The organism is Pseudomonas sp. LjRoot277 (genome assembly GCF_964253845.1).
Lineage (GTDB): Bacteria > Pseudomonadota > Gammaproteobacteria > Pseudomonadales > Pseudomonadaceae > Aquipseudomonas.
Genome location: NZ_CAXURI020000001.1, coordinates 2,812,166 through 2,824,582, shown reverse-complemented (window position 1 = coordinate 2,824,582; position 12,417 = coordinate 2,812,166). Strand labels below are relative to the sequence as shown.

The following is a 12,417-nucleotide window of genomic DNA, read 5'->3' as shown; positions in this document are numbered from 1 at the left end:
ATAGGGCAGTTCGGTCTCACGCAAATCCAACAGACGCGGCTCGATCAGCAAGGGGGCGACCTTATCCGGCCACTCCCCCATCAACCCCATAATTGTCGCTTTGTCAGTGCTATGGCCAATACCGGTGGCCGACAGCGAACCCTACAACCGCACTTCGATGCGCTGCACCTGCGCCAGCATTTCCCGTTCGCGCAAGGCCTCGACAAACAGAGCTCCGGCACGCATTGGGCCGACGGTATGGGAACTGGAGGGGCCGACCTCTATCCTGAACAAGTCAAAAATACTGATAGCCATCGTTGATCTCCGTGCTTGATCACACGCCAATCGAGCCTCTTTAAGGCTGACCGCCGGATACAGCCCCCAGGAAATGCGGACCTGCCGAGCACCTGATTGGAGTACTGAAAATGTACCCGCCGGGGCTGGATCTGAGTGTTTTCAACGGATGTCGCGGAAAAAGCCAAAGAAAGACTTTTCTTTGGACGAAAAAAATGGACCTCTTTTCAGAGATCCATTTTTTAATGCTTGGAGCGGGAAACGAGACTCGAACTCGCGACCCCGACCTTGGCAAGGTCGTGCTCTACCAACTGAGCTATTCCCGCGTCTTGGTGTGGCGCATTCTATAGAATCCAGATGCCCCGTCAACCCCTTGATTCAAAAAAGTTTATTTCTTTTCCACGTCGGTCTTCAGATGCGGCCAGGCAGCCCGCAAATACTGGACCATGGACCACAACGTCAGGCCCGCAGATATCAGCAGCAAGGCGTAACCCAGCAGCACCCAGAACGTGAAATCCGACGGATTGGCCAGCAGGATCACCAGCGCCAGCATTTGCGCGGCGGTCTTCCATTTGCCCAGGTTCGACACCGCGACGTGAGCACGGGCGCCGAGTTCGGCCATCCATTCGCGAAGTGCCGAGACGACAATCTCGCGACCGATGATCACGGCGGCCGGCAGCGTGAGCCACAGGTTACCGTGTTCTTGCACCAGCAATACCAGCGCAACGGCAACCATCAGCTTGTCAGCCACCGGATCGAGGAAAGCCCCGAACGGTGTGCTTTGTTCCAGTCGGCGGGCCAGATACCCATCCAGCCAGTCTGTGGCGGCGGCAAATGCGAACACCGAGGCGGACGCCAGGTAGCTCCATTGATATGGCAGGTAGAACAGTAAAATGAAGATCGGAATGAGCAGGACGCGTAGTACGGTAATCAGATTAGGGATATTCATCGGCACAACTGGCTACGAGGTGAGGGGGCATTCTACTCGCTGTGCAGATTGGCATAAATCAACTCTGCGAGCTTTTTACTGATCCCGGGGGCTTTGGCGATCTCTTCGATGCTGGCACGAGACAGCTCCTGCAATCCACCAAAATGTTTCAACAAATCGCGGCGACGGGTCGGTCCGACACCGGCAACGCCCTCCAGTGTAGACGTGCGGCGAGTTTTCCCACGGCGTGCGCGGTGCCCGGTAATCGCGAAACGGTGGGCTTCGTCGCGTATCTGCTGGATCAAATGCAGCGCGGGGGAATCGCCGCGCAAGGTGAATTCATGGGCGGCATCGTTCAGGTACAGGGTTTCGAAACCGGCCTTGCGCGTGGCGCCCTTGGCCACGCCCAGCAGAATCAGATCAGGCACGGCCAGTTCATTGAGCACGTCGCGGGCCATGGACAACTGCCCCTTGCCACCGTCCACCAGCAAAATGTCCGGTAGCTTGCCCTCCCCGTCCTTCAGTTTGCTGAAGCGTCGGGTCAGGGCCTGATGCATCGCGGCGTAGTCATCGCCCGGGGTGACGCCTTCAATGTTGTAGCGACGGTAGTCGGACTTGATCGGACCTTCGGGGCCGAACACCACGCAGGAGGCCACGGTTGCTTCACCACTGGAGTGACTGATGTCGTAACACTCCAGGCGCTGTGGCGGTTCGTCCAGGTTCAGAACTTCTGCCAGCGCATCGAAGCGTGCAGCAACGTGTTGACGGTTGGCCAGTCGCGCGCCCAAAGCCTGCTCGGCATTGGTGACCGCCAACTGTTGCCAGCGCGCTCGCGTACCACGAACCCGATGACTGATGGTCAGTTCGCGACCGCGCAGCTCATCGATGGCCGCGATCAGGGTCGGGAAGTCTTCGTGAACCACGTTGACGATCAGTTCGCTCGGCAAGTCGCGCTCGGGACTGCTGATGAAGTACTGACCGAGAAACGCCGCCATGACTTCGGAAACGTCCTCTTCAATACCCACCTGAGGAAAGAAGTTCTTGCTCCCCAGCACCCGCCCGCCACGCACACTGATCAAATGAACGCAGGCACCACCCGGATTGACAAACGCTGCGATCACGTCGACATCGCCCGTCCCGCCTTCCATGCTTTGCTGGTCCTGGACACGGCGCAGTAATGAAATCTGATCGCGCAACTCGGCTGCACGCTCGAACTCGAGGTTGATCGCCGCCTCTTCCATTCCGGCGGACAACTCATCCGTCAGTGCATTGCTGCGCCCCTCAAGGAACATCACCGAGTGCCGTACGTCTTCAGCGTATACCTCGGGCTCCACCAGCCCGACACAGGGCGCCTTGCAGCGTTTGATCTGGTATTGCAGACAAGGGCGTGTGCGGTTCTTGTAATAGCTGTCTTCGCACTGACGAACGAAAAACGTCTTTTGCAGCAAACTCAGGCTTTCGCGAATCGCACCGGCGCTGGGATAAGGGCCGAAATATTTGCCCTTGGCCTTTTTTGCACCGCGATGGATGCTCAAGCGAGGGAACTGGCCATCCGAGAGAAAGACGTAGGGGTAGGATTTGTCATCGCGCAGCAGGATGTTGTAGGGCGGACGCCACTCCTTGATCAGCGTCTGCTCAAGCAACAAGGCTTCGGTTTCATTGGCCGTAATCGTCGTTTCGACCTGAGCGATACGCGCGACCAGCGCCGCGGTCTTGGGCGCAAGACCGGATTTTCGGAAGTAACTCGACAGGCGATTCTTGAGGTTCTTGGCCTTGCCGACGTAGAGCAGGCGTGCCTCGCTGTCGAACATGCGATACACACCGGGACGCCCACTGACCGTCGACAGAAAGGCGCTTGGATCGAAGACTTCAGTCATTTTCAGAGACTGGCATCGACCATGCCGTGACGAACCGCCAACAGCGTCAACTCGACATCGCTGCTGATCGAAAGCTTTTCGAAAATGCGGTAACGGTAAGTGTTCACGGTTTTTGGCGACAGACACAGTTTGTCGGAAATGATCTGGACCTTCTGACAGCCGACAATCATCAGCGCGATCTGGATTTCACGCTCCGACAAGGCGTCGAAAGGCGAATCATTGGTCGGCTGGAAAGATTTGATCGCCAGTTGCTGTGCAATTTGCGGGCTGATGTAGCGTTGCCCGGCAAACACCAGGCGGATGGCCTGGACCATTTCCGGCAGCCCTGCACCCTTGGTCAGATAACCCGCCGCACCGGCCTGCAACAACCTTGTCGGAAACGGATCCTCCTCGCACACCGTGACCGCGACGACTTTGATATCCGGATGACTGCGCAATAATTTGCGCGTGGCTTCAAGACCGCCGATACCGGGCATCTTGACGTCCATCAACACCACATCGGGTTTCAACTCACGCGCCTTGAGCAGGGATTCTTCGCCTGACTCAGCCTGGCCGACTACTTGCAGGCCATCGATGTCAGCCAGCATTCGTGTAATGCCTGTACGAACGAGATCATGATCATCGACTACTAGCACCCTAATCAAGCAGACACCTCGCGATATGGTCTTATTGGGTTGCCGACACCTTAGCAAAAAGCAACTGGCAGACCTAGCGGCAAGCATCATATAAAAAGTTTCAATACATCTTGAAAGGCTTGCCGTATGCATGTTTCAGCCAGGCGAGGCATCGACATCGCGCTGCATTCTCAGGAAACACTCGTCTGTGCCGACCACCTTCAGGCCCTTTCTCTCATACAACGCTTGCGCGGGATTATTTTCAAAAACCGTCAAACGCAATGCCGGACGCCGTTCCTTGCACGCCATGTCGAATACCTGATCAATCGCCCAGGAACCGGCGCCCTGCCCTCGAAACGCTTCGAGGACGTGCAGTTCACGGATGTACAGGGCTTTGGCGTCACGACTCAGACTGAAAAAGCCCAACACGGTACTGCCACTTACAATCAACCAGTTCTCGCGCCCTGCCCAGCCAACATCGAACCCTTCGTCCTGCCACAGCAGATCGTGCTGAATGTAATAGCGGAGCATGTTGTTGCGGGTCAGTTCACGAGCGAAGTCGAGGTCCCGGGATGTCGCCGGACGCAATTCAAATACCATCACCCCAATGCAACCTCCACTAATTGCCCTTTCCAGCCGTCAGCGTTGCGTCGAGCAACGACCATCAGGTTGCCTGTCCCCGGAGCGGCCGCAATCAGCGAACCGTCCGACGCCCAGATCGCGCTGCGTCCTGCCGATTCCCAGCCACCCGTTGCACCACCATGGTTGGCCATCAGGACCGTCATCGAATGAGCGCTGGCGTAGCCTTGCAACAACTCGGTATCCGGGGCGTAGCCGTTTTCTGTGATCAGCACGCCCGCCGCATAGAGATCGGCGCCTTGCTGCGCCGCCGCGGCGGCATGACTGGCGTGAGAGAAATCCGCGCACACCGCCAACGCGACCGTGTCGGCACCTATGGTCAGGGTCGAACCGCCGGTTCCCGGTGCAAATGCCACCTCCTCGCCTGGATGCAGATGTTGCTTGCTGTAGATCCCGAGCGATCCATCAGCGCCCAACACCAGCGCCCCAATCAATACTGGCGAATCTTCCGACAGCAGAATCGGCATCCCGACGACAGTCGTCACACCGATTTCCCGCGCGAAATCCCGTAGCGGTTGCAGAACCTCGGCGTCTGGCGCAATGGCCAATTCAGCCGCAAGTTCACGCTCGTACCCGGTCAGCGATAACTCCGGGAACACCAGCAATTGCACGCCCTGCTCCGCCGCAAGTTGCATGAAGCGCTGATGCCACACAATGTTTGCGGCAAGGTCACCGGCGATGGAGATCGATTGGGCAGCGGCAATGATCAGTGGCGTCATGGTTCGTCCTTGTGACGTTGTACGTAAGCGAAGCACAAAGTGTGTCACAACCGGCGACGCACTCAAGCGATAGAAAATGCCGCCGGTGATCGATAGCATTTTCTGATTGAAACCGCGTACCGGCCTCTAGTAAGCTCGGCGCACTCATCGGAGACAAAACCATGTTCAACGCCCTCTCACAGCTTCGTACCATCAGCGCCCTGCGCTCGGTAGCGGCTGCCCGGGTGAATGACGTTTGTGCTCCGGTCAGCTTTTATTTTGGGTATTGGTTTAGCCACTGGCGCGCCTGATACCCCAACGGCGCCCACTTTAAACGGGTCGCCACCAGAGAATTCTCAACCCCCGGTCGGCTTCCCGACCGGGGGTTTTGTTTTTTCAGCCCCGCACATTTTTAGCGACACACCAGACAACCAGAGGATTCAACAATGAACTACGCCACTTATTACCGTTACGACAGTTTTACCGCCTGGCGATTTAGCAGCCTCCGCTCGGGACAGCCTGCCGCCTCCGATCGGTCACCCACAGGTGGCAAGCACACACACGCAGCCAATCCGGCCAATTGTCGAACACCCCAGTAGGGCCGAGCGCGCGGGAACGATCCCGCCGCCAGCCCAGGAAGCCCGAATATGAACTCGTCCGTCTCTGCTCTGCCGCTGTCCACCTTGAGCCCTGCCAATGAAGCGCTGACCCTGCGTCTGCCCAGCTCATTGCAACTCAAACAGCAATTGCCACTCAGCAATGCCCTGAGCCAACAAGTCGCCGCCCACCGCCAAGCGGTTCGCGCGATCCTCAACGGTGAAGACTCCCGTCTGCTGGTCATCGTCGGCCCCTGCTCGATCCACGATCCTCAGTCCGCCCTCGAATACGCCGGCAACCTTGCCCGCCTCGCCGCCGAGGTCAGCGATGAAATGCTGCTGGTGATGCGCGCCTACGTCGAAAAACCCCGCACCACCATCGGCTGGAAAGGCCTGGCCTACGACCCGCAGCTTGATGGCAGCGACGACATGGCCGGCGGTTTGACCCTGTCCCGCGAGTTGATGCGCGAAATGCTCCGCCTGGGACTGCCGATTGCCACCGAACTGCTGCAACCGATGGCTGTCGGCTACTTCGACGATCTGCTGAGCTGGGTCGCTATTGGCGCTCGCACCACCGAATCGCAGATCCACCGTGAAATGGCCAGCGGCCTGAGCATGCCGGTCGGCTTCAAGAACGGCACCGATGGTGGTGTCGGTGTGGCCAGCGACGCGATGCGCTCTGCCGCCCATCCGCATCGCCATTTCGGTGTCGACAGCCAGGGTCATCCAGCAATCATTCAGACGCCGGGCAACCCCGACACCCACCTGGTGCTGCGTGGCGGACACCGCGGGCCGAACTACGACCGCGACAGTGTCGCCCAAGTGAACAGCGATTTGACCAAACTGAAGATCCCGGCCCGGATCATGGTCGACTGCAGCCATGCCAACAGCGGCAAAGACCCGTTGCGTCAGCCAGCGGTATTTAACGATGTGCTTGAACAGCGCCTGCAAGGTGATCGATCACTGATCGGCATGATGATCGAGAGTCACCTGTTCGAAGGCTGCCAACCGCTGAGCCCTTCAATGCGTTACGGCGTATCAGTCACGGACGGCTGCCTTGGCTGGAGCGGGACGGAATCATTGTTGCGCCAGGCCGCCGATCGGCTCAGAGCGCAGAGCAGGGATCAACAATCGGCGTGAGGCAAACCCATCGTCCAGTCCTCCCATTGAGGACTGGACGTCGGAATCGAGACACTATCAACAGGCAAAGGGTGTTCCCGAAGTAGGCCATCGCAGGAAAACGCTCTGTTACAGATAAAAAGATGTCCAAATATTCCGACCAAGACCTCATCTACTTTCGAACTTTCGTACATTTTCTATTCCGTTTTCATCAGGTTACAGCGGCTTTTTCATACAACGGCGAACAGCGGGTGTGCATTAGAGTGAGCCCATCAACACACCCCTGAACGACTGCGAAAAAGGAAAGAACATGCTACGGAATGCAACTACTCAGTATCCGATCCTGTTGGTCCACGGGCTCTTCGGCTTCGATCGCATCGGCAAGGTCGAACTCTTTCATGACGTCAAGCAGGCCCTCAGGAGTGCAGGCGCAAGAGTGTTTATCCCGCACGTGTCGGCTACCCATAGCAACGAAGCTCGCGGCGACCAACTGTTGATGCAGATCGAACGGGTACTGGAAGGAACCGGTGCAAACAAAGTCAACCTGATCGGCCACAGCCAAGGCGCACTCGCTGCACGTTATGCGGCAGCGACAGCGCCGGAAGCAGTCGCTTCGGTGACGTCCGTCAGCGGCCCGAATCACGGTTCGGAACTGGCCGACTTCTTGCGCAAGGCGCTGACGCCCGGGCGCCTGCCGGAACACGTCGCCTCGACCGTTGCAACGTTGTTTGCAGACTGTCTATCGTTGCTCAGCGGCCACCGCCACCTGCCGCAGAACGCCATCGCCGCGCTGAATGCCCTGACCACCGAAGGTGTAGGCGCGTTCAACGACAAGTACCCCCAGGGGTTGCCGAAAACCTGGGGTGGCAAGGGTCGCGAACGGGTCGACGGCGTACGTTATTACTCCTGGAGCGGCACCCTGCAGGGCGACATCCTCGACAAAGGGCTAGATGCATTGAATCCGCTGCACGGGTTCCTCCGCGCCTTTTCCCGATACTTCACCACCGAACCTGAGCAGAACGATGGCCTGGTTGGCCGCTACAGCTCTCATTTGGGCAAAGTCATCCGCTCCGACTACCCGCTGGATCATCTGGACAGCCTCAGCCAGACCGCCGGCCCGCTGCGCAAGGGCATCGACCCGATTGACCTGTATGTGCAGCATGCGGAGCGTCTGAGAAATGCCGGCCTGTAAAGGAATGCCGTACCGGCCTGCATAGTCTGTACGGAACTTTGAGAAGAAATAGACCACTGAATCCGGTAGGCTCCGCACTTTACTGAACATTGAATGGAGAGTTTTCCCATGCCTAAAGCCACTGCCCGTCACATCCTGGTTGCCTCGGAAGCCAAGTGCAACGAACTCAAAGCCCAGATCGAGGGCGGCGCTGATTTCGCCGAAGTCGCCAAAGCCAACTCCACTTGCCCGTCCAGCCGCCAGGGCGGTGATCTGGGTTCGTTCGGTCCAGGCCAGATGGTCAAGGAATTCGACACCGTGGTCTTCAGCGCACCGATCAACGTGGTGCAGGGCCCGGTCAAGACCCAGTTCGGTTACCACCTGCTGGAAGTGACCAGCCGCCAGGACTGATCAATCCTTGTTTTCTGCACAACGGCCCGCCTTTTGGCGGGCCGTTGTGTTTGGGATACGTGATACGAGTGGCAAGGGACGCGCCGCTAGCGTACAAATTGCGGTTATTGACCACCCGGCTCTAAGGCTGACAATGCGACTGGCTTTCCCTACTTTATTGTTCACTGCCGTAGCCCTGTTGTTGGGCGCCGCAGGCGTGAATGCCGCACCGCAACATGCGTTGACCGTGTACGGTGAACCGGCGAAGTATCCTGCCGGCTTTAGTCATTTTGCCTACACGAACCCGCAAGCCCCCAAGGGCGGCACAATGCGCCGCTCGGCAATCGAAATCGGTCATTTCGATCATATGTTGCCTTACATCGACAAAGGCATTGGCGTCACACAGATCGACGGCCTGCTTTACTCGCCCCTCGCCCAGCGTTCGCTGGACGAGCCTTACACCGTGTACGGCCTGGTGGCTCAGAAGATGGAGCGCTCGGACGACGGTTTGTTCTTGCGCTTCTACCTGAACCCCAAAGCCCGTTTTGCAGACGGCAAACCGATCACGGCCGAAGACGTTCGTTACACCTTCGACCTGTTGATGACCCAGGGCAGCCTGCGTTATCGCACCCAATTTGCCGACGTTAAAGGCGTCGAAGTGGAATCACCCCTGACGGTTCGGTTCGACTTGAAAAGCAATGAAAACCGTACCCTGCCCCTTGATATCGCGACCCTGCCGGTGTTTCCCGAGCATTGGTGGAAGACGCGCGACTTCGCCAATGGTGGCGGTTACGAGCCACCTTTGGGCAGCGGCCCCTACAGGGTGAGCAAGGTCGACTCCGGTCGCAGCATCACCTTCGAGCGCAATGCCGATTGGTGGGGCAAGGATTTACCGGTCAGCCGCGGCCTCTACAACTTCGATCGTTTCAGCATCGAGTACTTCGGCGATACCGACGTCGCCCGTCAGGTCCTGCGCGGCGGAGCCTACGACTACAACCGCGAATTCTCCGCCACCGCTTACTCCATCGGCTACGACGGCCCGGCCCTGAGCGACGGGCGCCTGCAAAAGGCGCATCTGGCAACCCAAGCCCCCCAACCGGCTCAGGGCTTTGTGTTCAACCTGCAAAACCCGTTGTTCCAGGACCGACGAGTGCGTCAGGCGCTGGTCATGCTCTGGGATTTCGAGTGGAGCAACCGGCAGATGATGCGCGATATGTACATCCGCCAGCAGAGCTTCTTTTCCAACACCGACCTCGCCGCCCGACAACTGCCGGACGCCGGCGAACTGGCGATTCTCGAACCGCTGCGAGGGCAGATCCCCGACGAAGTTTTCAGCCAGGTTTTCCAGGCACCGAAAACCGATGGCAGTGGCCTGATACGCGACAAACAGTTGCAGGCACTCGATTTGCTCGAACAGGCCGGCTGGAAACCCGATGGAGATCAACTGGTCAACGCCGAAGGCACGTCATTGAGTTTCACTTTCCTGGTCAGCCAGAACGGTATGGACCGATTGCTGCTGCCTTATAAGCGCACCCTGAAACAGATCGGCATCGACATGAACATCCGCCGCATCGACTCGTCCCAATACGTGAATCGTCTGATGAGCCGCGACTACGACATGATCGTCACCGGCTACCCGGTCACGACTTCGCCCGGGGGCGAACTGCTCAATTATTTCGGCTCGGTCTCGGCCAACGACCCTGGCGCCAATAACTACATGGTGTTGAAAAATCCGGCGGTCGACACACTGATCGCCGGATTGATTCGCGCCACCACCCAACCCGAAATGCTGCACTACGCCCACGCGCTGGACCGGGTGCTGCAATGGAACTACTACTGGATTCCCAACTATTACCCGCCGGGCAGCTCCACCGTGTGGTGGAATCGTTTCGGCAGGCCCAACGAACAGGCGAGCAATGACGAAGCCATCGAGAGCTGGTGGGAAATCAGCACCACGCCGCTGACCAACCAACAGATGACCGCTGAGCAAATCAGCCGTGGCAAACCCGGAGGGCCGCACTGATGTGGGCTTACATACTGCGGCGTCTGCTGCTGATCATTCCGACGCTGGTGATCATTCTTCTGGTCAACTTCATCATCGTCCAGGCCGCGCCGGGCGGCCCGGTGGAACAGGCCATCGCGCACTTGCAAGGCATCGGCGGCGCGAGTGTCGGCGGTGGTTCCGGCGAACGCATGTCCGGCACCTCCCGATCCAGCCGCGGCCTCGACCCGCAACTGATCAAGGACATCGAAAAGCAATACGGCTTCGACAAACCAGCACACGAACGCCTGTGGCTGATGCTCACCAGTTATGCGCGCCTGGACTTCGGCAAGAGCTTTTTCCGCGGCGCGACCGTCACCGACCTGATCCTGGAAAAAATGCCGGTGACTATTTCCCTTGGGCTTTGGGCGACGCTGATCACCTACCTGGTGTCGATTCCTTTGGGCATCCGCAAGGCCGTGCACCACGGCAGCCACTTCGATATCTGGAGCAGCACCGCGATCGTCATCGGCTACGCCATGCCGGCGTTCCTGTTCGCGATGTTCCTGATCGTGGTCTTCGCCGGCGGTACCTCGCTAAACTGGTTCCCGGTGCGGGGGCTGGTCTCGGACAACTTCGAATCGCTGTCGACCGTGGGCAAAATCGCCGATTACTTCTGGCACCTGGTATTGCCGGTGACAGCGCTGGTGATCGGCGGGTTCGCCACGCTGACCATTCTGACCAAGAACTCCTTCCTCAATGAAATCACGCGCCAGTACGTGGTCACCGCCCGCGCCAAGGGTCTGAGCGAACGCCGAGTGCTCTACGGTCATGTGTTTCGCAACGCCATGCTGTTGGTGGTCTCGGGGATTCCTCAAGCGTTTATCAGCGTATTTTTTGCCGGTTCCCTGCTAATCGAAGTGATCTTCTCCCTCGACGGCCTGGGTCGCATGAGTTACGAGGCCGCGGTTTCACGCGACTATCCGGTGGTGTTCGGTTCGCTGTTCATCTTCACGCTGTTCGGTCTCTTGATAAAACTGGTCGGTGACCTCTGCTACACCCTCGTCGACCCGCGCATCGACTTCGCCGCGAGGAACGCCTGATGTTCAAGCTCTCGCCGTTAGGTCGTCGTCGTTTCGAGCGATTCAAGAAAAACCGTCGCGGCTGGTGGTCGCTGTGGCTGTTTGTCGGTCTGTTCCTGCTGACCCTCGGTGGCGAGCTGATCGCCAACGACAAACCGCTGATCGTCAGCTACCAGGGATCCCTCTACTTCCCGGCCCTGAAGCGCCATACCGAGCAGGAGTTTGGCGGGCAGCTGCCGTTCCAGGCCGATTACCGCAGCGATTATGTGCAAAAACTGATTCACCAGGACGGTGGCTGGCTGCTGTTCCCGCCAATCCCCTTCAGCGACGACACCCCGAACTATGACCTCAACCAACCGGCGCCGAGCCCTCCGACCAAGGTCAACTGGCTGGGCACCGACGATCAGGCGCGGGATGTGTTGGCCCGAGTGATTTTCGGTGCACGGGTGTCGATCCTGTTTGCCTTGATGCTGACTTTTGTCAGCGCACTGATCGGCATCGCTGCCGGCGCCCTGCAAGGCTATTACGGTGGCTGGGTCGACCTGATCGGCCAACGGTTGCTGGAGGTTTGGTCGGGGCTGCCGGTGCTGTACCTGCTGATCATCCTGTCGGGTTTCGTCGAGCCGAATTTCTGGTGGCTGCTGGGGATCATGGCGCTGTTTTCCTGGCTGGCCCTGGTCGACGTGGTGCGCGCCGAGTTTCTGCGCGGGCGCAACCTGGAATACGTCAAAGCCGCCCGTGCGCTGGGCCTGACCGACCGTAAAGTCATCGTCCGGCACATCCTGCCCAACGCAATGAACGCGACACTGAGTTATCTGCCGTTCATTCTGACTGGGGCAATCTCGACCCTCACGGCACTGGACTTCCTCGGTTTCGGCATGCCCGCCGGCAGTGCATCGCTGGGCGAGTTGATCGGTCAAGGCAAGCAGAACCTGCAAGCGCCGTGGTTGGGATTGACGGCGTTTTTCACCCTGGCGCTGATTCTTTCTTTACTGGTGTTTATCGGGGAGGCGTTACGTGACGCTTTCGACCCGAGATCATGACGCGGA

11 protein-coding genes, 1 tRNA gene and 1 pseudogene are annotated in these 12,417 nt (G+C 58.6%); 6 read left to right on the top strand and 7 right to left on the bottom strand.

Annotated elements, in window-relative coordinates; translation table 11 throughout:
* Positions 1–9 precede the first annotated feature (9 nt).
* From ACSQ87_RS13435 to ACSQ87_RS13405, 7 genes and pseudogenes are all read right to left on the bottom strand, one after another.
* A pseudogene (locus ACSQ87_RS13435) lies at positions 10–294 on the bottom strand (serine dehydratase beta chain); the annotation flags it as partial.
* 229 nt (positions 295–523) lie between these two features.
* Positions 524–599: transfer RNA gene (locus ACSQ87_RS13430), tRNA-Gly, on the bottom strand.
* Positions 600–661: 62 nt separating this feature from the next.
* Positions 662–1,222: a CDP-diacylglycerol--glycerol-3-phosphate 3-phosphatidyltransferase gene (gene pgsA / locus ACSQ87_RS13425; RefSeq protein ID WP_008150904.1), complete on the bottom strand. Its 561-nt coding sequence runs from the start codon at positions 1,220–1,222 to the stop codon at positions 662–664.
* Between the two features lie 32 nt (positions 1,223–1,254).
* Complete coding sequence (uvrC, locus tag ACSQ87_RS13420) at positions 1,255–3,078, bottom strand: excinuclease ABC subunit UvrC (protein WP_056741535.1); 1,824 nt, start codon at positions 3,076–3,078, stop codon at positions 1,255–1,257.
* 2 nt (positions 3,079–3,080) lie between these two features.
* Positions 3,081–3,722 (bottom strand): response regulator transcription factor GacA, encoded by a 642-nt coding sequence (gene gacA / locus ACSQ87_RS13415; RefSeq protein ID WP_008015884.1) that lies wholly within the window; start codon positions 3,720–3,722, stop codon positions 3,081–3,083.
* Between the two features lie 126 nt (positions 3,723–3,848).
* Positions 3,849–4,292, bottom strand: a complete 444-nt coding sequence (locus tag ACSQ87_RS13410) for a GNAT family N-acetyltransferase (RefSeq protein ID WP_223430230.1) — start codon at positions 4,290–4,292, stop codon at positions 3,849–3,851.
* Entirely contained in the window at positions 4,292–5,050 is a 759-nt protein-coding gene (locus ACSQ87_RS13405) for a carbon-nitrogen hydrolase family protein (protein WP_223430199.1), read from the bottom strand. The genes ACSQ87_RS13410 and ACSQ87_RS13405 overlap by 1 nt, the downstream gene beginning before the upstream one ends.
* A 626-nt stretch (positions 5,051–5,676) precedes the next feature.
* Between ACSQ87_RS13405 and ACSQ87_RS13400 the strand changes: the two genes are divergently transcribed.
* The 6 genes from ACSQ87_RS13400 to ACSQ87_RS13375 all read left to right on the top strand — a co-directional run bounded on the left by ACSQ87_RS13400 (position 5,677) and on the right by ACSQ87_RS13375 (position 12,411).
* Entirely contained in the window at positions 5,677–6,765 is a 1,089-nt protein-coding gene (locus ACSQ87_RS13400) for a 3-deoxy-7-phosphoheptulonate synthase (RefSeq protein WP_223430200.1), read from the top strand.
* 289 nt (positions 6,766–7,054) lie between these two features.
* Positions 7,055–7,936 carry a lipase family alpha/beta hydrolase gene (locus ACSQ87_RS13395; RefSeq protein WP_436273668.1) on the top strand — a complete coding sequence of 294 codons (882 nt, stop codon included), beginning with the start codon at positions 7,055–7,057 and terminating at the stop codon, positions 7,934–7,936.
* Between the two features lie 108 nt (positions 7,937–8,044).
* Positions 8,045–8,326 carry a peptidylprolyl isomerase gene (locus ACSQ87_RS13390; protein ID WP_033061676.1) on the top strand — a complete coding sequence of 94 codons (282 nt, stop codon included), beginning with the start codon at positions 8,045–8,047 and terminating at the stop codon, positions 8,324–8,326.
* A 133-nt stretch (positions 8,327–8,459) separates the two neighbouring features.
* A complete protein-coding gene (locus tag ACSQ87_RS13385) occupies positions 8,460–10,328 on the top strand; it encodes an extracellular solute-binding protein (protein ID WP_223430203.1) in 1,869 nt (622 codons plus the stop codon).
* Positions 10,328–11,389 carry a microcin C ABC transporter permease YejB gene (locus ACSQ87_RS13380; protein ID WP_123368175.1) on the top strand — a complete coding sequence of 354 codons (1,062 nt, stop codon included), beginning with the start codon at positions 10,328–10,330 and terminating at the stop codon, positions 11,387–11,389. The genes ACSQ87_RS13385 and ACSQ87_RS13380 overlap by 1 nt, the downstream gene beginning before the upstream one ends.
* Positions 11,389–12,411, top strand: coding sequence for an ABC transporter permease (locus ACSQ87_RS13375; RefSeq protein ID WP_223430204.1), 1,023 nt, complete (start codon positions 11,389–11,391; stop codon positions 12,409–12,411). The genes ACSQ87_RS13380 and ACSQ87_RS13375 overlap by 1 nt, the downstream gene beginning before the upstream one ends.
* Positions 12,412–12,417: the final 6 nt, after the last annotated feature.

What these genes read in the sequence shown, in the direction of transcription:
- pgsA (WP_008150904.1), bottom strand. Translation starts at nt 1,222, where the DNA reads ATGAATATCCCTAATCTGATTACCGTACTACGCGTCCTGCTCATTCCG.
- uvrC (WP_056741535.1), bottom strand. Translation starts at nt 3,078, where the DNA reads ATGACTGAAGTCTTCGATCCAAGCGCCTTTCTGTCGACGGTCAGTGGG.
- ACSQ87_RS13410 (WP_223430230.1), bottom strand. Translation starts at nt 4,292, where the DNA reads ATGGTATTTGAATTGCGTCCGGCGACATCCCGGGACCTCGACTTCGCT.
- ACSQ87_RS13405 (WP_223430199.1), bottom strand. Translation starts at nt 5,050, where the DNA reads ATGACGCCACTGATCATTGCCGCTGCCCAATCGATCTCCATCGCCGGT.
- ACSQ87_RS13400 (WP_223430200.1), top strand. Translation starts at nt 5,677, where the DNA reads ATGAACTCGTCCGTCTCTGCTCTGCCGCTGTCCACCTTGAGCCCTGCC.
- ACSQ87_RS13395 (WP_436273668.1), top strand. Translation starts at nt 7,055, where the DNA reads ATGCTACGGAATGCAACTACTCAGTATCCGATCCTGTTGGTCCACGGG.
- ACSQ87_RS13390 (WP_033061676.1), top strand. Translation starts at nt 8,045, where the DNA reads ATGCCTAAAGCCACTGCCCGTCACATCCTGGTTGCCTCGGAAGCCAAG.
- ACSQ87_RS13385 (WP_223430203.1), top strand. Translation starts at nt 8,460, where the DNA reads ATGCGACTGGCTTTCCCTACTTTATTGTTCACTGCCGTAGCCCTGTTG.
- ACSQ87_RS13380 (WP_123368175.1), top strand. Translation starts at nt 10,328, where the DNA reads ATGTGGGCTTACATACTGCGGCGTCTGCTGCTGATCATTCCGACGCTG.
- ACSQ87_RS13375 (WP_223430204.1), top strand. Translation starts at nt 11,389, where the DNA reads ATGTTCAAGCTCTCGCCGTTAGGTCGTCGTCGTTTCGAGCGATTCAAG.